At 70.5% G+C, this 18,880-nt stretch carries 20 protein-coding genes and 1 tRNA gene; 11 read left to right on the forward strand and 10 right to left on the reverse strand.

All coding sequences use genetic code 11. The features are described from left to right. Positions 1–7 precede the first annotated feature (7 nt). Genes ACTIE9_RS05770 through ACTIE9_RS05785 form a run of 4 tightly spaced genes read left to right on the forward strand, consistent with a single transcriptional unit; the run spans position 8 to position 3,225 of the window. Positions 8–1,057, forward strand: coding sequence for a lipoyl protein ligase domain-containing protein (locus tag ACTIE9_RS05770; RefSeq protein WP_439564627.1), 1,050 nt, complete (start codon positions 8–10; stop codon positions 1,055–1,057). Beyond that, positions 1,054–2,094 (forward strand): FecCD family ABC transporter permease, encoded by a 1,041-nt coding sequence (locus ACTIE9_RS05775; RefSeq protein ID WP_439564628.1) that lies wholly within the window; start codon positions 1,054–1,056, stop codon positions 2,092–2,094. The genes ACTIE9_RS05770 and ACTIE9_RS05775 overlap by 4 nt, the downstream gene beginning before the upstream one ends. After that, complete coding sequence (locus tag ACTIE9_RS05780; RefSeq protein WP_439564629.1) at positions 2,091–2,891, forward strand: heme ABC transporter ATP-binding protein; 801 nt, start codon at positions 2,091–2,093, stop codon at positions 2,889–2,891. The genes ACTIE9_RS05775 and ACTIE9_RS05780 overlap by 4 nt, the downstream gene beginning before the upstream one ends. Before the next feature lie 34 nt (positions 2,892–2,925). Further along, entirely contained in the window at positions 2,926–3,225 is a 300-nt protein-coding gene (locus ACTIE9_RS05785; RefSeq protein WP_439564630.1) for a hypothetical protein, read from the forward strand. Positions 3,226–3,228: 3 nt separating this feature from the next. Here ACTIE9_RS05785 and ACTIE9_RS05790 read toward each other — a convergent pair whose 3' ends face one another. From ACTIE9_RS05790 to ACTIE9_RS05820, 7 genes are all read right to left on the reverse strand, one after another. Then, a complete protein-coding gene (locus ACTIE9_RS05790; RefSeq protein ID WP_439564631.1) occupies positions 3,229–3,513 on the reverse strand; it encodes a GNAT family N-acetyltransferase in 285 nt (94 codons plus the stop codon). Between the two features lie 10 nt (positions 3,514–3,523). Then, complete coding sequence (locus tag ACTIE9_RS05795; protein WP_439564632.1) at positions 3,524–3,775, reverse strand: YkvA family protein; 252 nt, start codon at positions 3,773–3,775, stop codon at positions 3,524–3,526. A 34-nt stretch (positions 3,776–3,809) separates the two neighbouring features. Further along, entirely contained in the window at positions 3,810–4,835 is a 1,026-nt protein-coding gene (locus ACTIE9_RS05800; protein ID WP_439564633.1) for a LacI family DNA-binding transcriptional regulator, read from the reverse strand. 9 nt (positions 4,836–4,844) lie between these two features. Then, on the reverse strand, positions 4,845–6,302 hold the full coding sequence (locus ACTIE9_RS05805; RefSeq protein ID WP_439564634.1) for a glycoside hydrolase family 1 protein: 1,458 nt from the start codon (positions 6,300–6,302) through the stop codon (positions 4,845–4,847). Beyond that, positions 6,299–7,180, reverse strand: coding sequence for a carbohydrate ABC transporter permease (locus ACTIE9_RS05810; protein WP_439564635.1), 882 nt, complete (start codon positions 7,178–7,180; stop codon positions 6,299–6,301). Before ACTIE9_RS05810 ends, ACTIE9_RS05805 begins: the two co-directional genes overlap by 4 nt. Beyond that, the gene (locus ACTIE9_RS05815; RefSeq protein WP_439564636.1) at positions 7,177–8,142 is read right to left on the reverse strand and encodes a carbohydrate ABC transporter permease; all 966 of its coding nucleotides are present in this window, start codon (positions 8,140–8,142) and stop codon (positions 7,177–7,179) included. The genes ACTIE9_RS05810 and ACTIE9_RS05815 overlap by 4 nt, the downstream gene beginning before the upstream one ends. A 93-nt stretch (positions 8,143–8,235) precedes the next feature. Then, positions 8,236–9,510 carry an ABC transporter substrate-binding protein gene (locus ACTIE9_RS05820; RefSeq protein ID WP_439564637.1) on the reverse strand — a complete coding sequence of 425 codons (1,275 nt, stop codon included), beginning with the start codon at positions 9,508–9,510 and terminating at the stop codon, positions 8,236–8,238. A 245-nt stretch (positions 9,511–9,755) separates the two neighbouring features. Here ACTIE9_RS05820 and ACTIE9_RS05825 point away from each other — a divergent pair, with 245 nt between their 5' ends. Beyond that, positions 9,756–10,544 carry a M15 family metallopeptidase gene (locus ACTIE9_RS05825; RefSeq protein ID WP_439564638.1) on the forward strand — a complete coding sequence of 263 codons (789 nt, stop codon included), beginning with the start codon at positions 9,756–9,758 and terminating at the stop codon, positions 10,542–10,544. A gap of 45 nt (positions 10,545–10,589) precedes the next feature. Next, positions 10,590–11,042 carry an SRPBCC family protein gene (locus ACTIE9_RS05830; protein WP_439564639.1) on the forward strand — a complete coding sequence of 151 codons (453 nt, stop codon included), beginning with the start codon at positions 10,590–10,592 and terminating at the stop codon, positions 11,040–11,042. A gap of 10 nt (positions 11,043–11,052) precedes the next feature. Here ACTIE9_RS05830 and ACTIE9_RS05835 read toward each other — a convergent pair whose 3' ends face one another. Both ACTIE9_RS05835 and pgm read right to left on the reverse strand, forming a co-directional pair. Further along, complete coding sequence (locus ACTIE9_RS05835) at positions 11,053–12,252, reverse strand: MalY/PatB family protein (RefSeq protein ID WP_439564640.1); 1,200 nt, start codon at positions 12,250–12,252, stop codon at positions 11,053–11,055. Continuing rightward, positions 12,245–13,855 (reverse strand): phosphoglucomutase (alpha-D-glucose-1,6-bisphosphate-dependent), encoded by a 1,611-nt coding sequence (gene pgm, locus ACTIE9_RS05840; RefSeq protein ID WP_439564641.1) that lies wholly within the window; start codon positions 13,853–13,855, stop codon positions 12,245–12,247. The genes ACTIE9_RS05835 and pgm overlap by 8 nt, the downstream gene beginning before the upstream one ends. A 57-nt stretch (positions 13,856–13,912) precedes the next feature. Between pgm and ACTIE9_RS05845 the strand changes: the two genes are divergently transcribed. Both ACTIE9_RS05845 and pheA read left to right on the forward strand, forming a co-directional pair. After that, complete coding sequence (locus ACTIE9_RS05845) at positions 13,913–14,572, forward strand: pentapeptide repeat-containing protein (RefSeq protein WP_439564642.1); 660 nt, start codon at positions 13,913–13,915, stop codon at positions 14,570–14,572. 23 nt (positions 14,573–14,595) lie between these two features. Then, positions 14,596–15,552 carry a prephenate dehydratase gene (gene pheA / locus ACTIE9_RS05850; RefSeq protein WP_439564643.1) on the forward strand — a complete coding sequence of 319 codons (957 nt, stop codon included), beginning with the start codon at positions 14,596–14,598 and terminating at the stop codon, positions 15,550–15,552. Positions 15,553–15,558: 6 nt separating this feature from the next. Here pheA and ACTIE9_RS05855 read toward each other — a convergent pair whose 3' ends face one another. Then, positions 15,559–16,548, reverse strand: coding sequence for a diacylglycerol/lipid kinase family protein (locus ACTIE9_RS05855; RefSeq protein ID WP_439564644.1), 990 nt, complete (start codon positions 16,546–16,548; stop codon positions 15,559–15,561). Positions 16,549–16,620: 72 nt separating this feature from the next. Here ACTIE9_RS05855 and serS point away from each other — a divergent pair, with 72 nt between their 5' ends. The 3 genes from serS to ACTIE9_RS05870 all read left to right on the forward strand — a co-directional run bounded on the left by serS (position 16,621) and on the right by ACTIE9_RS05870 (position 18,864). Next, positions 16,621–17,886, forward strand: a complete 1,266-nt coding sequence (gene serS, locus ACTIE9_RS05860; RefSeq protein ID WP_439564645.1) for a serine--tRNA ligase — start codon at positions 16,621–16,623, stop codon at positions 17,884–17,886. After that, positions 17,883–18,689, forward strand: coding sequence for an HAD family hydrolase (locus ACTIE9_RS05865; RefSeq protein WP_439564646.1), 807 nt, complete (start codon positions 17,883–17,885; stop codon positions 18,687–18,689). The genes serS and ACTIE9_RS05865 overlap by 4 nt, the downstream gene beginning before the upstream one ends. Positions 18,690–18,779: 90 nt before the next feature. Next, positions 18,780–18,864: transfer RNA gene (locus ACTIE9_RS05870), tRNA-Ser, on the forward strand. Positions 18,865–18,880 lie beyond the last annotated feature (16 nt).

Below are 18,880 nucleotides of genomic sequence, written 5' to 3' on the forward strand. Positions count from 1 at the left end.
CAGAGCCATGCACGGTGAATACAAGGTTCCCGGCGGCAAGCTCGTCGTCGTCGACCTCGAGGTGACCGACGGCCGCATCAGCTCCTTCCGGCTCGCGGGCGACTTCTTCGTCGAGCCCGACGACGTCGTGCCGGCGATCGAAGCCGCCCTCATCGGCCTGCCCGCCGACACCGACGCCGCGACCCTGACGGCCCGGGTGCGGGATGCCCTGCCCGACGGTGCCGTGCTGCTCGGCTTCAGCCCCGACGCCATCGCGACGACCGTGCGCCGCGCGCTCTCGAGTGCCACGACCTTCGCCGACTACGACTGGCAACTGCTGCGCGGCCCCGCCCTGTCGCCCCTGCAGCAGATGGCCATGGACCAGGTGCTCGCCGAGGAGGTCGGCGACGGGCGCCGTTGCCCCACCCTGCGCATCTGGGAGTGGGCGAGCCCCGCCGTGGTGATCGGCTCGTTCCAGAGCGTGCGCAACGAGGTCGATCTCGAGAACGCCGAGCGCTACGGCTTCGAGGTGGTGCGGCGCATCTCCGGCGGCGGCGCCATGTTCATCGAGCCCGCCTCGGCCATCACCTACTCTCTCTACGCCCCGACGGCGCTCGTGCAGGGCATGAGCTTCGCCGACTCCTACGCCTTCCTCGACGAGTGGGTCATCGCGGCACTGCGGGGCCTGGGCATCGATGCCCACTACCAGCCCCTCAACGACATCGCGAGCACGAGCGGCAAGATCGGCGGCGCCGCGCAGAAGCGTCTCGGCACCGGCGCGGTGCTGCACCACGTCACGATGGCGTACGACATGGACGGCGATCGCATGGTCGAGGTGCTGCGCATCGGCCGCGAGAAGCTCAGCGACAAAGGCATCAAGAGCGCCAACAAGCGCGTCGACCCGCTCAAGTCGCAGACCGGCATGGCCCGCGACGAGATCATCGACCGGCTCATCGCGACGTTCCGCGCGCAGAACGGCCTCACCGAGGGCGCGGTGACCGAGGCGGAGCTCGCGCGGGTCGAGTCGCTCGTGGCCGACAAGTTCTCGACGCACGACTGGCTGTACCGGGTTCCGTGAGCCCGCGCATCCGGGGCCTCTCGCTCGTCCTCCTCCTCGCCGGCATCCTCGTCGGCGGGGTCGTGCTGTCGTCGATCACCGGGCAGCTGCCCATCACCCCGACCGAGGTCGCCGGCTCGCTGCTGCGGGCCATCGGCATCGACACGGCGTGGGCGCCGACCGACCCGATCGTCGAGTCGACGCTCTGGGTGGTGCGGTTCCCCCGCATCGTCATGGGCCTCGCGGTGGGTGCGGCGCTCGCCGTGGCGGGGGCCGTCATGCAGGCCGTGTTCGGCAACCCGCTCGCCGAGCCCGGCGTCGTCGGCGTCTCGTCGGGGGCGGCCCTCGGCGCCGCGACGGCCATCACCATCGGCGCCTCGGTGCTCGGCGGCCCCGGTGTCGCGCTCTTCGCCTTCGTCGGCGGCCTGCTCGCCACCCTGCTCGTCTACGCCGTCGCACGCGCCGGCGGCCGCACCGAAGTGGTGACGCTGCTGCTCACGGGCATCGCGGTCAACGCCATCGCCCAGGCGGGCATCGCCTTCGTGCTCTTCGTCGCCGACACGGCCAGCCGCGAGCAGATCGTGTTCTGGCAGCTCGGCTCGCTCGGCGGCTCGCGGTGGGATCAGGTCGCCCTGGTCGCCGTCGTCGCCGCCGTCGGCATCACCGTGGCCCTGCTGCTCGCCCGCCGCTTCGACCTGCTCGCGCTCGGCGAGCGCAACGCCCGCCACCTCGGCGTCGACGTCGAGCGGCTGCGCATCGTGTCGATCGTGCTCGTCGCGCTGCTGACCGGCGCGGCGGTCGCGTTCACGGGCATCATCGCGTTCGTCGGCCTCGTCGTGCCGCACCTCATCCGCATGATCATCGGGCCCGCCCACCGCGGGCTGATCTTGGCGAGCGCGGTCGGCGGTGGAGCCCTGCTGGTGGTGGCCGATCTGCTGACCCGCACGCTCGTCGCCGGGGCCGAGCTGCCCATCGGCATGCTCACCTCTCTCGTCGGAGGCCCCTTCTTCTTCTGGCTGCTCTACCGGCAGCGCCGACGCAGCGGAGGCTGGGCATGACCGGCGCGCGCGAGGCTGCCGCGACCGAGGTCGTCATCGCAGCACGCGGCGTGCAGGTGCGGCGCGATGAGCGCGAGATCCTCGTCGCGATCGACCTCGACGTGCGCGCGGGCGAGGTGCTCGCGCTCGTCGGCCCGAACGGCGCCGGCAAGTCGACGCTGCTCTCGGTGCTGAGCGGCGACCTGCGCCCGACCGAGGGCACGGTCGAGCTGCTCGGCCGCGCGGTGAGCGGATACCGCCCGCTCGAGCTCGCGCGTCGCCGATCGGTGCTCTCGCAGGCCAACACGGTGAGCTTCCCCTTCCGCGTGCTCGAGATCGTGCAGATGGGGCGGAGCCCGTGGCTGCGCACCGCCGAGCTCGCCGACGATCAGCAGGCCGTCATGGCGGCGATCGAGGCCACCGACATCGCCCACCTGCTGGGCCGCCGCTTCACGAGCCTGAGCGGGGGTGAGCAGGCCCGCGTCTCGCTCGCCCGCGTGCTCGCGCAGGCGACCCCGATCGTCTTCCTCGACGAACCCACGGCGGCGCTCGACCTGCGGCACCAGGAGGAGGTCATGCGCCTCGCCCGCGCTCTCGCCGCCGAGGGTCGCGCGGTCGTCGTCGTCGTGCACGATCTCTCGCTCGCGGGCGCCTACGCCGATCGCATCGCGCTGCTCGACCACGGGCGGCTCGACGCCGTCGGCACTCCCGCCGAGGTCATGACGGCCGATCGCGTGGGGCGGGTCTACGGGCTCGACGTGCAGATCCACCGGCTCGGAGCATCCGACCGCCCGATCGTGCTGCCGCTGCGCGACTGAGGATTCCTCCGCGAGCGGCGGCTAGGCTTGCCCCATGGAGTGGTGGGGGTGGGTGCTCATCGGGGTGGGCGTGGTCGCGCTCGGCGCGCTCGCGCAGCGGGCTGGCTGGATCGACCTGCGCGGTGACGGCCGCCGCGGCGGGAGCGGCGGCGGGCTCGTCGGCATCGGCGACGAGGTCTTCAACCCCACGCGCCACGAGGCGCAGCTCGAGCTCGACCGGCAGACGACCCTGCCCGCTCCCGCACCGATCCCCGGAGACGGCGACCTCGGCGTCATCCAGACCGAGGGCGATCCGGATGCTGGCGACGGCTATCGAGGCAGCATCCGCCTGTGAGGGCTAGCGCGCCGTCAGGTCGGCGTACTCGGGGTGCCGGCGCATCCACATCACGACGAAGCCGCACACCGGCTGCACGCGGTCGGTCGTCGACGTGCGCAAGTCGTCGAGGATCGCACGCACGACCTCGCCGCCCACGCCCTTGTTGCGCATGAGGGGCGGCACCTCGGCGTGCAGCAGTCGCGTCGTCGTGCCGACCCGGTCGTAGACGATCCAGCCCTGCAGCTCATCGCCCTCGTAGACGGCGTAGCGTTCGGCGTCGGGTTCGTGGGTCACGGTGAGGCTCATGCTCGGCACCTTACTCCGGTGGCCTCTGCTCCCACCGCGGTGGCTCGGCCGCGGGCGGAGGAGGGGGAGTGCCCGGCGAGGGCTGACTGCCCGAGAGCAGCTTCCAGATCGCGTAGCCCGCTCCGATCCAGACCGCGAGGTCGTCGGTGAGCCCGAGCGGGCCGGTCAGCAGTTCGGGGATGAGGTCGATCGGCGAGGCGCCGTAGGCGAGAGCGCCCAGTGCGACCAGCACGGCGGAGAAGATCGCGCGACCTCGGCTCATGCCTCCACGGTATCGCGCCCGACCGCCGAGCGGATCAGGCGCTCGCGCGCACCACGACCTCGGTCGGCATGATGTGCCGGCGCGCGGTCGGAACACCCTCAAGCAGGTCGAGCAGGATGCGGGCCATCCGTTCGCCCTGCTCGACGGAGGGCTGGCGCACGGTCGTGAGGGGGATCTCGCTCGCCAGAGCGGCGGGAGAGTCGTCGAACCCCATGACGGCCACCTGCTCGGGCACCGCGATGCCGCGCTCGCGCAGCACCGTCACGACGCCCATCGCCATGAGGTCGCTCGCGACGAAGACGGCGTCGAGGTCGGGGTGGGCGTCGAGCAGGTCGCGCGCAGCTCGAACGCCCCCCGCGAGCGTGAAGTCACCGTGCGCGACCGCGTCGTCGGCGAGCCCCGCATCCGCCATCGCCGTTCGCCACCCGGTCAACCGGTCGATGCCGGCGGGCATATCGGCGGGCCCCGCGACGGTGCCGATGCGGCGTCGACCCTGGTCGATGAGGTAGCGGGTGCCGTCAGCGGCGGCGAGGGCGTTGTCGACGTCGACGTAGTAGCTGTCGGTCGCCTGCGGGTTCAGCGGCCGGCCGCCGAAGACGACGGGGATGCTCGAGCCCAGCTCGGCGAGCACGTGATCGTCGGAGTGGTGCGAGACGACGAGGGCGCCGTCGACGTTGCCCCCGAGCAGGTAGGCGATGGTCTTGTCGAACGCTCCGGTCGTGCTCGCCAGGTGCAGGTTGAGCACGAACCCGGTGTCGTCGAGCACGTTCGAGATGCCCTTGACGATGGCGGCGAAGTAGGGGTCGCCGAAGAACCGCGTGGTGTCTTCGGGGATCACGAGGGCGATGGCCATCGACCGGCGGTTGGCGAGCGAGCGGGCCGCGCGGTTGGGCGTGTAGCGCAGTTCGGCGATCGCCGCGGTGACGGCCGCGATCGTCTCGTCGCTGACACGCGGCGAGCCGTTGACCACGCGCGACACCGTCGCACGCGACACCCCGGCGCGCTCGGCCACCATCTCGAGCGTCGGGGCGACTCGTGTGCTCGCACCCTCCGCCGTCATGGCTGAATCCTAACCAGCGGTGGGTGGCACGCTGCGCGCGGCGATGATCGACTGGTACAGCCGCCCGCTCGCCTTGACGGTGCGCGTCTGCGTCTCGTAGTCGACGCGCACGAGGCCGAAGCGCTTGTCATAGCCCCAGGCCCACTCGAAGTTGTCCATGAGCGACCAGTAGAAGTAGCCCTTGACGTTCACGCCCTGATCGATGGCGTCAAGGATCGCGTCGAGGTGCAGTCGCACGAACTCGGCGCGCTCGGCGTCGTCGACCGAGCCGTCAGAGCCGACCACGTCGGTGTAGGCGGCGCCGTTCTCGGTGACGTAGAGCGTGACGCCGGCGGGCCGCGCGTACTCGTCGTCGATGCGCACGAGCAGGCGCGTGAGGCCTTCGGGCTGAACCTCCCAACCCATCGCCGTCACGGGCAGCCCGCGCGGATGGGTGTGGATGCCGTCGCCCGCGGGGAACGGCGAGAGCTTCGGGCGCGCGGAGGGCGCGGCGCTCGACAGTGGGGCGTCGGCGGGCGGCCGGGCGCTCACCGCGTCGCCGTGGTAGTAGTTGATGCCCAGCGCGTCGATGGGGGTCGCGATCGCGGCGAGGTCGCCGTCGTGCACGGGCAGGCGCAGCCCGCGCGCATCCAGGTCGGCGATCAGGTCGGCCGGGTAGGCGCCGCGGAAGATCGGGTCGAGGAAGAGCCGGTTGTGCTGCGCGTCGATGCGCCGGGCGGCCTCGACATCGTCGGCGTCGGTCGGGTCGACGGGGTCGGGAACCGTCATGTTGAGCGTGATGCCGAGGCTCAGCTCGGGGCCGAGCTCGCGGAGGCGCTGCGTCGCGAGGCCGTGCCCGAGCAGCAGGTGGTGGGCGGCGTCGAGAGAGGCCTGCGGGTTCTGGATGCCCGGCGCGTGCTCGCCGCTGAGATAGCCGAGGAAGGCCGAGCACCAGGGCTCGTTCAGGGTGGTCCAGTTGACAATGCGATCGCCGAGGGCGCTGTGCACGTCAGCGGCGTAGTCGGCGAAGCGCAGAGCGGTGTCGCGGGCGGGCCAGCCGCCGGCATCCTGCAGCGCCTGCGGCAGATCCCAGTGGTAGAGCGTGAGCCAGGGCGTGATGCCCTTCTCGAGCAGCTCGTCGACGAGGCGGCGGTAGAAGTCGAGGCCCGCGGCGTTCAGGGTGCGGCCGTCGGGCTGCACGCGCGCCCACGAGGTGCTGAAGCGGTAGACCTGCACGCCCAGCTCGCCCATGAGAGCGACATCGTCGCGATATCGGTCGTAGTGCTCACAGGCCCGCTCGCCGCTGTCGCCGCCGACGACGGCGCCGGGGATGCGGCAGAAGGCGTCCCAGATCGAGTCGGCCCGTCCGTCGCGGTGCGTCGCGCCCTCGATCTGGTAGGCCGCCGTGGCGACCCCGAGCCGGAAGTCGGCGGGAATCGGGCGCGGCGAAGCGTGCGTCGACCCCGACGCGGAGGTGTGGGCGGTCATCCCTTAATGGCTCCCTGCATGATGCCGCTCACGAGGTGGCGGCCGGCGACGACGAACAAGATCAACAGTGGGATCGTGCTCAGGATAACCCCGGCCATGACCACCGAGTAGTCGACGAAGTAGTTGCTCTGCAGCAGCGAGAGGGCCACCGGCAGCGTGGGGTTCTGGCGGTCGAGCACGATGAAGGGCCAGAAGAAGTTGGTCCACGTGGCGATGAAGATGAAGAGCGCGAGCATCGCCGCCGCGGGCCGGGCGGCGGGCAGTGCCACCGACCAGAAGGTGCGGATCATGCTCGCGCCGTCGACGCGCGCGGCCTCGATGAGCTCGTAGGGCAGTGCCTGCGCGAGGTACTGCGTCATCCAGAACACTCCGAACGCGCTGACGACGGCGGGCAGGATGACCGCCCACAGCGTGCCCGCGAGTTGCAGCTGGCTCATGGCGATGAAGAGGGGCACGACGCCGAGCTGGGTCGGCACGGCCATGGTGGCGATCACGAAGATCAGGAGGCCGTTGCGCCCGCGGAAGCGCAGCTTCGCGAACGCGAACCCCGCGAGTGTCGAGAACAGCACGACGGATGCGGCGACGACGGTCGAGACGATGATCGAGTTGCCGATCGCCTTCCAGAAGTTGACGCTGTCGCTCTCGAGCACCGCGGCCGCGTTGGTGAGGAAGTTGCCGCCGGGCCACCAGACGATGTCTTGCTGGTTGATGGTGGAGGCGTCGCCCGAGCCGATGAGGAACGACCAGTAGATGGGGAACATCGAGCCGAGCATGACGGCGGTGAGGAACCCGTAGGCCTTCCAGCCGGGTCGCTGGCCGTTCTCGAGCCCGCGCCGCCGCCTCACGGGGCGGCGCTCCAACAGTCCGGTGCCGGTCATGATGCTTTCGCAATCGAACGAGTGATGGCCACGTTGAGCAGCCCCACGATGACGATGATGAGGAACAGCAGCCAGGCGACTGCGGCCGCGCGCCCGAAGTTCAGCTGACCCCACCCGAGGTTGTAGAGGTAGATGGTGATCGTCATCCACTGGCTGCTCGCGCCGCCCTGCCCGACCGAGTCGTAGAGGCGCGGCTCGTCGAAGATCTGCAGCCCCCCGATGGTCGAGGTCACGATGACGAAGATGAGGGTGGGGCGCAGCTGCGGGATCGTGATCGAGAAGAACTGACGCACGATGCCGGCGCCGTCGATCATCGCGGCTTCGTAGTAGTCGCGCGGGATCGCCTGCATCGCGGCGAGCAGGATGAGCGCGGTGTAGCCCGTCCACCGGAAGTTGACCATCGTCGCGATGGCGATGTGGCTCGGCAGCACCTCGGAGTGCCAGCCGATCGGATCGATGCCGATGTCGCCCAGCAGGTTGTTGATGAGGCCGTACTGGTCGCCGAACATGTTGCTGAAGATGAGGGTGACCGCGACGGGGGCCACCACGTAGGGCAGCAGCACGCCCATCCGCCAGAAGGTCTTGGCCCGCAGGTTGCGGTCGAGCACCGCGGCGATGAGCAGGGCGAAGGCGATCTGCGGCACGGCCGAGATGAGGAAGATCGAGAAGGTGTTCCGCAGCGCGATCCAGAACGGCGGTTGCGAGAGCACGAAGGCGAAGTTGTCGAAGCCGACGAAGTCGCCCTGCCCGCCGATGAGGTTCCACTCGTGCACCGAGACCCACGCCGTGTAGACGAGCGGGAAGAGGCCGGTGATCGCGAAGAGGATGAAGAACGGCGAGATGTAGAGGTAGGGCGAGACCTTGACGTCCCACCGCGAGAGCGTCTGCGAGAAGGCGATGCGGCGCACGGAGCGCTGCTTCTTCTGGATGGGCGCGGAGAGCCCGGTGGCGGTGGTGAGCATGACTGGTCTCCTGTGAGCGGCGTCGGTCATCGAGGGGCCCGGGGCCGCCCGCCATGGAGGAGGCGGGCGGCCCCGGGGTGGTTCTTCTGGCGGTTACCCGAGTGCCGTCACGTCAGCGACGAACTGGTCCCACGACTCCTGGATGCTCTGCGAGCCATCCACGTCGACACGGGTCAGCGCCTTCTGCAGCGCGTCGTTTACGGGGAAGTACTTCACGCTCTTGAAGGGCGCGACGCCGATCGCCTGCGAACGCTCGATGAGGATCTCGCCGACGGGCGCGTTGTTGAAGTACTCGTTCGTGGCGCTGCGCAGCTCCTCCGACTCGTAGGCCTCGACCTGGCTCGGGAAGGTGCCCGCGGCCGCGAAGGCCGAGAGCTGCTGCTCGGGAGCGGTCAGCCAGGCGGCGAGCTTCGTCGCGGCCTCGATGTTGGCGCCCTGCGCGGGAACGGTCAGGTACGAGCCGCCCCAGTTGCCGCCGCCGCCGGGGAAGACGTTGGCGACGTCCCAGCCGGTGACGTCAGGCGCGTTGCCCGAGATGACACCGAGCATCCAGCCCGGGCAGAGCATCGTGGCGAAGGCGCCGTTCGACAGGCCCGCGAACCAGTCGTCGCTCCACTGGCTGAGGTTGGCCGAGAGGGTCGAGCTGGCCTCGAGCACCGAGGTGAAGGCCTCTTCGACCTCAGGGTTCGTGGTGGCGATCACGGTGCCGTCGGCCTCTTCGTAGGCGAACTCGATCTGGTTGACGACACCCTGGTAGGTGGCGCCGGCCGAGTCGAACCAGGCCTGGCCGGTCGCGTCGACGTACTGCTGGCCGACCTCGTAGTAGCGGTCCCAGTCGCCCTCGAGCAGCGCGGCGACCTCGTCGCGGTCGGTCGGCAGGCCGGCCGCGGCGAACAGGTCGGAGCGGTAGCAGACGGCCTCCGGGCCGATGTCGGTGCCGTACGCCACGAGACGACCGTCGGCATCCGTCGCCGCGGCGGTCTTCCAGTCGACCCAGCGGTCGGCGATCTCGGGGTCGCTGAGGTCGGCGAGCTTGTCGCTGTACTGCATCATCTCGGCGAACCAGTCGACCTCGACGGCCTCGATGTCGGCGAGACCGCTGCCGGCACCGAGCTTGGTGAAGAAGTTGTCGCGCGCGTCGTTGGAGGTCGCGGCGCGGTTGTGCACGATCGTGACGCCGGGGTTCTCGGCCTCGTACTGCGCGAACAGCTCGTCGGTGTAGCCGAAGTCGTTGAAGGTCGCGACCGTGAGGGTGATGTCACCGCCCTCGGCGGGCTCGGTCGCGCTGCTGCATCCCGAGGCGATGAGGGCGAAAGCGGCGGCGCCGGCGAGCGCCGCGGCCGTGGTGCTGCGTCGTGAAAGTGTCACGATCACTCCTTTGTGTGCGTGGGTGGTGGATATGAGAGCGCTCTCATGGGTGGGCATGAGAGCGCTCTCACATTGCGTGGAACACTACGCAGGATTCGTCTGCAATGTCAACGTACGTTCCAGACGAATATGAAAAGCCTGGTCACATGTGTGTTGTGCTTCTGCTTCACGACTCCGATCAGTCGACCTGGCCTAGTCCGGATGCCCGCTGGAGGCTCATCGCCACCCCCGACTAGGCTCGACGGGTGACCCGCGCTTCCCGCCCCGCCGCCGCCCGCACCGCCGTGGCGCTCGCGGCCCTCGTCGCCGTGCTGCTCTCGGGGTGCGCGGTCGAGCGCGAGCCGCTCGCGCTCGAGCCCACTCCGACCGCGACCCGCACGCCGACCCCGACGCCGACCCCGACGCCCACCCCCACGCCGACCTTCGACACCGCGCGCTACTCGATCGACGACCCCGCGAGCATCTGGGTCGTCGTCAACAAGCTGCGCCCGCTCAACCCGACGACCTACGCGCCCGGCGACCTCGTGCGCGCGAACATTCCGGCGACGCAAGACATGCTCATGCGCGCCGAGACCGCCGCCGCCGCTGAGGCCATGTTCGCCGCGGCGCAGGCCGAGGCCGGCCTCACCCTGCGGCTGGAGAGCGCCTACCGCAGCATCGAGAGCCAGACCCGCATCTACAACGGCTTCGTGAGCAGTCGCGGTCAGGCGGGCGCCGACCTCACGAGTGCCCGACCCGGCCACAGCGAGCACCAGACGGGTTTCGCCATCGACATCGGCGCATCGCCGGCCTCGTGCTCGCTCGACCAGTGCTTCGCCGATACCCCGCATGGGCAGTGGCTCGCCGAGAACGCGCACCGCTTCGGCTTCATGCTGCGCTACCCCAACGGCTTGACTCCGACGACCGGGTTCGAGTTCGAGCCCTGGCACTACCGCTACGTCGGGCTCGAGCTCGCCGCCGAGCTGCGCGCCACGGGCATCCAGACCCTCGAAGAGTTCTTCGGTCTGCCTCCCGCACCCGGCTACGCCGGCTGAGCCCCGCGCTTGCCCGCCCCGACCGCCGGGGTCTAGCGTTCGCGCATGGACTACACGCGCAGCACCCGGGTCTCCGGCCGTCGAGACGAGGTCGCCGCGCTCTTCGCCGACGCGTCGACGTGGCACGAATGGCAGCCGCCGCTGCTCAGCGTGGAGGTGCTCGAAGGCACCCCTCCCGCGACCGGGGCGAGGTCGCGCCTCACCTTCCGCCGCGGGCGCCGCTCGACCATGGTCATGACCGAGACCGTCGAGCACAGCGCACTGCCCGAGCAGTGGAACGTCGTCTACGAGGTCGACGGAGTGCACAACCTGTGCGAGAACCGCTTCACCCAGGCGGATGCCAGCACGACGCTCATCGAGCAGCGCAACGTCTTCCGCTTCACCGGTTTCATGCGCGTCGTCGGCCTGCTCTTCAGTCGCAGCTTCCCCCGCGAGACCGAGAAGTCGCTCGAGGCGTTCCGCGCGTTCGCGACCGAGCGGCTCGGCGCGGCGCGCTGAGCGCGCGGCGTCAGGCCTGTGTCGCCGTCACCAGCCGGTCGACGATCTGCTCGAGGATGGGCCGGGGCGTCGCGAGGATCATGCGCACGTGCCCGACCCCGACGGCTCCGCACGCCCGACCGTCGGTGACCGACAGCTTCGCGCGCTTCTGCAGTGTCACGGCCGGCTCGTCGCCCAGCCCCAGCCGCGACACGTCGAGCCACGCGATGTAGGTGCCCTCCGGCGGTGTGTAGCCGACCTCGGGCAGTCGCTCAGCCAGCAGCTCGGCGAGCAGGCGGCGGTTGGCGTCGTAGTAGGCGACCGTCGCATCGAGCCAGTCGCGACCCTCGCGGTAAGCGACGGTGTTCGCGATGACGCCGAGCGTGCTCGCGCCATGGCTCGCGAACGGGCCGAGCCCGGCCCACAGCTCGGCGTCGGCATCGTTCGTGAGGATCAGCTGGGCGGCTTTCAGCCCCGGCAGGTTCCACGCCTTCGAGGCACTCGTCACCGTGATGCTGTGGGCGGATGCCGCGGGGCTGACGCTCGCGTACGGAACATGCCGCGCATCCCCGAAGATGATCGGCGCGTGCACCTCGTCGGCGAACACCCGCGCGCCGTGCCGCTCGACGAGCTCGGAGAGTGCCACGAGCTCGGCGCGCTCGAACACGCGCCCACCCGGGTTGAGCGGGTTGCACAGCACGACGAGCCCGGCACCCGCGGTGAGCTTGCGCTCGATCGCGTCGAGGTCGAGCACCGCTCGCCCGCCGCTCGATGCCATCGGCACCTCGATCGCGGTGCGCCCGTGCATGGCCGGCACCGTGAGAAACGGCATATATGCCGGTGTCGGCACGATGACTGCCGAGCCCGCGCGCGAGAAGTGCTCCATCGCGACGACAAGCCCCGTGATGACGTCGGGCAGGGCCTGGATGCGCGCCGCGTCGACGTCCCACCCGAAGCGGTCGCGCATCCACTCGGCGGTCGCGCGCCCCATCTCGGCGGCGATCGGCCGCGGCAGATAGCCGAACTGGCCCGCATCGACGGCCGCATGCAGGGCGCTCGTGACGGCGGGGGCGGTGCCGAGGTCGCTCTCGGCGACCCAGGCGCCGATGGTGCCGGGGAAGAGGCTCCACTTCATGCTTCCCGCGGCATGCAGCTGCTCCGGCGTGATGGCGTCCCACTGCGCGAACAGCGCGGTGCGGTCGATCGCGGCGGCGTTCGTCGTCTCAGGCAAGAGCACCGTCCACGATCGCCTTGGCCTCGCGCTGCACGAGCCGCAGGTGCTCCTCGCCCGCGAACGACTCGGCGTAGATCTTGTAGACGTTCTCCGTGCCGCTCGGCCGCGCGGCGAACCAGGCGCGGTCGGTGACGACCTTGACGCCGCCGATGCCCGCCCCGTTGCCGGGTGCCGTGCTGAGCCGCGCGGTGATGGGGTCGCCCGCGAGCTCGGTGGCCGTGATGGCCGCGCCGTCGAGCTTGCTGAGCGCCGCCTTCTGCGCGGGGCTGGCGGGGGCATCCACCCGTTCGTACACCGGAGCGCCGAAACGCTCGGTCAGCCCGGTGTACAGCTGCGAGGGGGTCGACCCGGTGACGGCGGTGATCTCGGCCGCGAGAAGGGCGAGCAGGATGCCGTCTTTGTCGGTCGTCCAGGCGCTGCCATCGCGGCGCACGAAGCTCGCCCCCGCGCTCTCCTCACCGCCGAACGCGACCGAGCCGTCGATGAGGCCCGGCACGAACCACTTGAAGCCCACCGGCACCTCCCACAGCCGCCGCCCGAGGCTCGCTGCGACGTGGTCGATCATCGTCGATGAGACCAGGGTCTTGCCGATCGCGGCGTCGGGGCGCCAGCCGGGGCGGTGCGTGTAGAGGTACTCGATCGCGACGGCGAGGTAGTGGTTGGGGTTCATGAGCCCGGCGTCGGGCGTGACGATGCCGTGCCGATCGGCGTCGGCGTCGTTGCCCGTCAGCAGATCGAAGTCGTGGCGGCGCGCGACGACGCTCGCCATGGCGCTCGGGCTCGAGGGGTCCATGCGAATCCTCTCGTCCCAGTCGAGCGTCATGAAGCCCCACTGCGGGTCGACCGCAGGGTTCACCACCGTCAGGTCGAGACCGTAGTGCTCGGCGATGAGCGCCCAGTAGTGCACGCTCGCACCGCCGAGCGGGTCGGCGCCGATGCGCAGGCCGCTGCCCCGGATGGCGTCGAGGTCGAGGATGCTCGCGAGATCGGCGACGTAGTGCAACCGGAAGTCGTAGGGCTCGGTGGTGAGCGCGGCCTGCCTCTTCACCCCGCGGCTGCCCTCGGCGATGAGCGCGTTGGCCCGGTCGGCGATCCACGTGGTCGCGTCGCTGTCGGCCGGCCCGCCGTGCGGCGGGTTGTACTTGAAGCCGCCATCGCGCGGCGGGTTGTGGCTCGGCGTGATGACGATGCCGTCGGCTTTCGCGCCGGCGTCGCGGTTGTACCGGATGATCGCGTGGCTCAGCGCGGGCGTCGGCACGCAATCGTCGTTCGCGTCGACGAGCGCCGTCACGCCGTTGGCCGCGAGCACCTCGAGCGCCGTCTGCATCGCCGGCGCACTGAGCGCGTGCGTGTCGGCGCCGACGAAGACCGGCCCGGCCGTGCCTTGCGTCGCGCGGTACTCGACGATCGCCTGCGTGATCGCCGCGATGTGCGTGTCGGTGAAGGCGCCGTCGAGGCTCGAGCCGCGATGCCCGCTCGTGCCGAACACGACGCGCTGGGCCGGGTCATCGAGGTTGGGCACGCGGTCGGCGTAGGCGCTCAGCAGCGCGGTCAGGTCGACGAGGTCGGCGGGCTGGGCGGGTGTTCCTGCGCGGCTCATGCGCCCATCCAACCACCGCACCACCCGCGAGCGCTGGTCGGGGGCTAGTGTCGCGGCATGCCGCGCCCCGATCTACGAACCCCCCTCGATCCCGACCTCGTCCTCTCCGATCTTGAGGATGCAGACGCAGACGCGCTCGTCGCCGCCGCAGCCCTGTCGGGCGTGCGATTCTCCGGGCTCGACCTCGGCGACCGCGATCTGCGCGCTGTGCAACTCTCGGAGGTCGCCCTCGACGACGTGCAGGCGAACGGTGCATCACTGCGATCGGCGACGATCTCGGAGGTCACGATCGACCGGATGGACGCGCCCGTGCTCGATGCCGCTCGTAGCCGCTGGCGCACGGTCGTGGTTCGCGATTCACGGTTCGGTTCGTGGGCCGCGTTCGATTCGCACATCGATGTCGTGCGTTTCGAACGCTGCCGTATCGGGTATCTCAACCTTCGCGCTGCAACGCTCATCGATGTCACCTTCGTCGATTGCACGATCGACGAGCTCGACCTGTCGGCGGCGAATCTCGATCGCGTCGCCGTACCGGGCAGCACGATCCGCAGCCTCACGGTGCACAGTGCGACCCTCTCGCATGTCGACCTTTCCCAGGCCGTCATCGAGAGCGTCGATCACCTCGCCTCCCTGAGCGGAGCAGCACTCTCGACCGATCAGTTCCAGTCTCTGCGCATCGCGTTCGCCGCTGCCCTCGGTATCCGGCTGGTCGACTGAGCCCCGCCCCTAGACTGCGAAGCATGACGACCCAGCCCGCCCCGGTGCCGACGTACAGCTACCTGGGCCCGGCCGGCACGTTCACGTGGCAGGCTCTCGGGCAGGTTCCCGAGGCGGCCGGTGCCGAATGGCGCAGCGTCAGCAACGTCGGCGAGGCCCTCGACGACGTCGTCTCAGGCCGCAGCATCGGCGCCATGATCGCGGTCGAGAACTCGGTCGAGGGCGGGGTCAGTGCGACGCAGGATGCGCTCGCGACGATCCCGGGGCTGCGCATCGTGGGCGAGTACCTGGTCGCCGTGAACTTCGTGCTCGTCGCCCGGCCGGGGGTGACCCTGGACGATGTGCGGGTCGTGGCCGCGCATCCCGTGGCCTACGCCCAGTGCCGCGGCTGGCTCGAGCGCACGCTGCCCACCCACGGGCACATCCCCGCCGCCTCGAACGTCGCCGCGGCGACCTCGTTGCTCGAGACCGGCTCGCCGGCGCAGGCCGCCGTCGCCCCGCCGGGCATCACCGAGCACCACGACCTGACCGTGCTCGGCGACCTCATCGGCGACAACGCGAACGCCGTCACGCGCTTCGTGCTCGTGAGCCGCAGCCGGGCGATCCCACCACGAACGGGCGCCGACAAGACGAGCATCATCGCCGAACTGCCCGACGACGCCCCCGGCCGCCTGCTCGAGATGCTCGAGCAGTTCGCCACGCGCGGCGTCAACATGAGCCTCATCGAGTCGCGGCCCATCGGCGACGCCCTCGGCCGCTACCGCTTCATCATTGACCTCGACGGCCACGTGCACGACGAGCGCGTCGCCGACGCCCTGCTCGGCCTTCGCCGTTTCAGCCCCAACGTCATCTTCCTCGGCTCCTACCCCCGGGCGGATGCGCGCCAGATCGAGGTCGTCTCGCAGTACGGCGACGACGTCTTCACGGATGCGCGCGACTGGTTGCGCGCCATCCTCAGCGGCGAGCCCGAGCAGGCGTAGACCCGATCAGCCCTCGCGGGGCACCCGCACCACGAGCGACGCCGGGGCGACGCGCACCTCGAGCCGCGTCACGAGGCCCATCTCCTCGCCATCGATCTCGAACTCCTCCGGGCGCTCGAACGCCAGGGTCATCCGGCGGCCCTGGAAGTATCGGAGGGCGCGCACGCGCTTGTCGGCGGCGAGGATGCGCTTGCCCACCTTGCTCTTCTGCAGCACGCCGTTCTCCCAGACCACGGCGTAGCTGACGCGCATCCAGCCCCAGAGGTTCTTGGGCCGCATGGCGACGACGTCGAGCAGGCCGTCGTCGATCTGCGCGTCGGGAAGGATCAGCACGCCGCCCGGCAGTGCCCCGCAGTTGCCGATCAGGAGGGTGTGGATGGTGGTCGACCGCTCGGCGGAGCCGTCGAGCGTGTAGCGCAGCCGCACGGCGTCGACGTCGCGCACGATGCGCGCGGTCGCTTCGACGTAGGCGAGCCAGCCCACGCGTTTCTTGAGCTCGGGGTTGGTGGCGGCGATCATCTTGGCGTCGAGCCCGATGCCGACCATGACGACGAAGGCGTGGCGCTCGACGCTGCCGTCGTCGCGCGTGAGCTCGGCGACCCCCACGTCGATCGCGTGGTCGACACCCGTCACGGCCGTCGCGACCGACTCCGAGAGTCGGCTGAGGGGCAGCGACAGGTTGCGGGCGAGCAGGTTGCCGGTGCCGGAGGGGATCAGCACCATCGGGATGCCCGAATCGAGCATCCCCTCGGCGACAGCCCGCACGGTGCCGTCGCCGCCGGCCGTGAGCACCGCCGTGACGCGGGCGGCGATGGCGTCGCGCGCCCGCCCCTGACCGGGGTCGCCGACGCTCGTCTCGAGCCACAGCGACGGGGCCCACCCGGCCTCGACCTCGGCCTCGTCGACGGCGGCGCGCAGCGCCTCCATGTCGACCTTCGTCGGGTTGACGATGACCGCGACGCGCGCGGGGTCAGCCGGGGAGCCGGGGGTGCTCATGCGGTCAGAGTAGAGCATCGCTCCATGCTCACGCGGGGGTTGCCGTTAACCCGCGCGTGCCAGACTAGAAGCGTGATCGACCCCCAGCTGCTGCGTGAGAACCCCGACCTCGTCCGACGCTCGCAGCACGCTCGGCGGGCGAGCGTCGAGCTCGTCGACGATGCGATCGCCGCCGACCGCGAGCGGCGCGATGCGATCACGGCCTTCGAGGCCTTGCGCGCGGAGCAGAACGCCTTCGGCAAGCGCGTCGCCGCGGCCCCGAAAGACGAGAAGGCCGCGCTCGTCGCGCAGGCGCAACAGCTCGCCACCGACGTCAAGGCCGCCCAGGCCGTGGCAGCGGAGGCCGAGGCACGGTTCGTGCAGGTTGCGGGGAGCATCCCGAACGTGATCATCGGGGGAGTTCCCGAAGGCGGCGAAGACGACTTCGTCACGCTGCGCGAGGTCGGCTCGACGCCCTCGTTCGACTTCGAGCCGCGCGATCACCTCGCGCTCGGCGAGCTGCTCGACGCCATCGACATGCCGCGCGGGGTGAAGGTCTCGGGCTCGCGCTTCTACTTCTTGAAGGGCGTCGGGGCGCGGCTCGAGCTCGCGCTCATGAACTACGCCCTCGACACCGCGCTCGACGCCGGCTTCACCCCGCTCATCACCCCGACGCTCGTCAAGCCCGAGGTCATGAGCGGCACGGGCTTCCTGGGTGCCCACGCCGACGAGATCTACTACCTGCCCGACGACGAGCTCTACCTGACGGGCACGAGCGAGGTCGCGCTCGCCGGCTACCACGCCGACGAGATCATCGACGTCTCGGGCGGGCCGCTGCGCTACGCCGGCTGGTCGACCTGCTACCGCCGCGAGGCCGGCAGCTACGGCAAGGACACGCGCGGCATCATCCGCGTGCACCAGTTCCAGAAGCTCGAGATGTTCAGCTACATCGACCCGGCCGACGCCGAGGCCGAGCACGAGGGTCTGCTCGCGCTGCAGGAGGGCATGCTGCGCTCGCTCGGTCTCGCCTACCGCGTCATCGACACCGCGGCCGGCGACCTCGGCTCGAGCGCCGCGCGCAAGTTCGACGTCGAGGCCTGGGTGCCCACGCAGGGCGCGTACCGCGAGCTGACGAGCACGAGCAACTGCACGACCTTCCAGGCTCGCCGCCTCGAGACCCGCTTCCGCGGTGAGGGCGGCAAGACGAGCCCGGTCGCGACGCTCAACGGCACGCTCGCGACGACCCGGTGGCTCGTCGCCCTGCTCGAGACGCACCAGCGCTCTGATGGCTCCGTCGTCGTGCCGGAGCCCCTGCGACCGTACCTTCGCGGACTCGACCTGCTGGAGCCGGTCTCATGACGATCGAGAAGAAGCTCATCGCCCTCGACATCGACGGCACGGTGCTGCACGAAGACGGCACGCTGCCCGAGTCGGCCGTCGCGCAGGTGCACCGGCTGCGCGACGCGGGCCACGAAGTGATGCTCGCGACGGGCCGCTCGGTGGCGATGACGCTGCCGGTGCTCGACCGCCTCGACATCGCTCCGGCCTACGTCGTCGCCTCCAACGGGGCGATCCTGCTCAAGCGCGACCCGGACGCCCCGACGGGCTACCGGCGCCACCACGTCGAGACGTTCGATCCGACGGCCGTGCTCACGAGCATCCGCCCCCATCTGACGCACGCGAACTACGCCGTCGAAGACGAGAACGGCGTCTACCGCTACACCGGCTGGTTCCCCGACGGAGCGCTCGGGGCGATCAGTGAGGAGGTGCCGTTCGAGCAGCTCTGCAGCGAGCCCGCGACGCGCGTCGTCGTCATCTCGCCCGGGCACGCCATGGAGGAGTTCCTCGCCGCGGTCGAGCTCATGGGCCTGCACCAGGTCAGTTACAACGTCGGCTGGACGGCCTGGCTCGACATCGCGCCCGACGGCGTCAACAAGTCGACGGCGCTCGAGCGGGTTCGGGATGCCCTGGGCATCGCGGGCGCGCACGTCGTGACCGTGGGCGACGGCCGCAACGACATCGAGATGCTGGGCTGGGCGGTCGCGCACGGCGGGCGCGGCATCGCGATGGGGCAGGCCCCGGCCGAGGTCGTCGCGGCGGCATCCGAGGTCACGGCGCGCGACACCGACGACGGGCTCGCCCAGGCCCTCGCGACCATCTGAGTCGGCGCGGCACCCTTCGGGGCAGATGCATAGTCGCCCCGAACCGGGGTTTCGAGGGCGCGTCGGTTACGATGGCAGACTGATATCCAAGGAGGGCTGTCCGAGCGGCCGATGGAGCCAGTCTTGAAAACTGGTGGGCAGCAATGTCTCGTGGGTTCGAATCCCACGCCCTCCGCTCGTTCAGGTCCGCA

Source organism: Microcella sp. (assembly GCF_051860105.1).
In the GTDB taxonomy this organism is placed as follows: Bacteria; Actinomycetota; Actinomycetes; order Actinomycetales; family Microbacteriaceae; genus Microcella.

Bases quoted from the DNA above. Each gene is read 5' to 3' on its own strand.
- ACTIE9_RS05770 (WP_439564627.1), top strand. From the start codon at position 8: ATGCACGGTGAATACAAGGTTCCCGGCGGCAAGCTCGTCGTCGTCGAC.
- ACTIE9_RS05780 (WP_439564629.1), top strand. From the start codon at position 2,091: ATGACCGGCGCGCGCGAGGCTGCCGCGACCGAGGTCGTCATCGCAGCA.
- ACTIE9_RS05785 (WP_439564630.1), top strand. From the start codon at position 2,926: ATGGAGTGGTGGGGGTGGGTGCTCATCGGGGTGGGCGTGGTCGCGCTC.
- ACTIE9_RS05790 (WP_439564631.1), bottom strand. From the start codon at position 3,513: ATGAGCCTCACCGTGACCCACGAACCCGACGCCGAACGCTACGCCGTC.
- ACTIE9_RS05795 (WP_439564632.1), bottom strand. From the start codon at position 3,775: ATGAGCCGAGGTCGCGCGATCTTCTCCGCCGTGCTGGTCGCACTGGGC.
- ACTIE9_RS05800 (WP_439564633.1), bottom strand. From the start codon at position 4,835: ATGACGGCGGAGGGTGCGAGCACACGAGTCGCCCCGACGCTCGAGATG.
- ACTIE9_RS05805 (WP_439564634.1), bottom strand. From the start codon at position 6,302: ATGACCGCCCACACCTCCGCGTCGGGGTCGACGCACGCTTCGCCGCGC.
- ACTIE9_RS05810 (WP_439564635.1), bottom strand. From the start codon at position 7,180: ATGACCGGCACCGGACTGTTGGAGCGCCGCCCCGTGAGGCGGCGGCGC.
- ACTIE9_RS05815 (WP_439564636.1), bottom strand. From the start codon at position 8,142: ATGCTCACCACCGCCACCGGGCTCTCCGCGCCCATCCAGAAGAAGCAG.
- ACTIE9_RS05830 (WP_439564639.1), top strand. From the start codon at position 10,590: ATGGACTACACGCGCAGCACCCGGGTCTCCGGCCGTCGAGACGAGGTC.
- pgm (WP_439564641.1), bottom strand. From the start codon at position 13,855: ATGAGCCGCGCAGGAACACCCGCCCAGCCCGCCGACCTCGTCGACCTG.
- ACTIE9_RS05845 (WP_439564642.1), top strand. From the start codon at position 13,913: ATGCCGCGCCCCGATCTACGAACCCCCCTCGATCCCGACCTCGTCCTC.
- pheA (WP_439564643.1), top strand. From the start codon at position 14,596: ATGACGACCCAGCCCGCCCCGGTGCCGACGTACAGCTACCTGGGCCCG.
- ACTIE9_RS05855 (WP_439564644.1), bottom strand. From the start codon at position 16,548: ATGAGCACCCCCGGCTCCCCGGCTGACCCCGCGCGCGTCGCGGTCATC.
- ACTIE9_RS05865 (WP_439564646.1), top strand. From the start codon at position 17,883: ATGACGATCGAGAAGAAGCTCATCGCCCTCGACATCGACGGCACGGTG.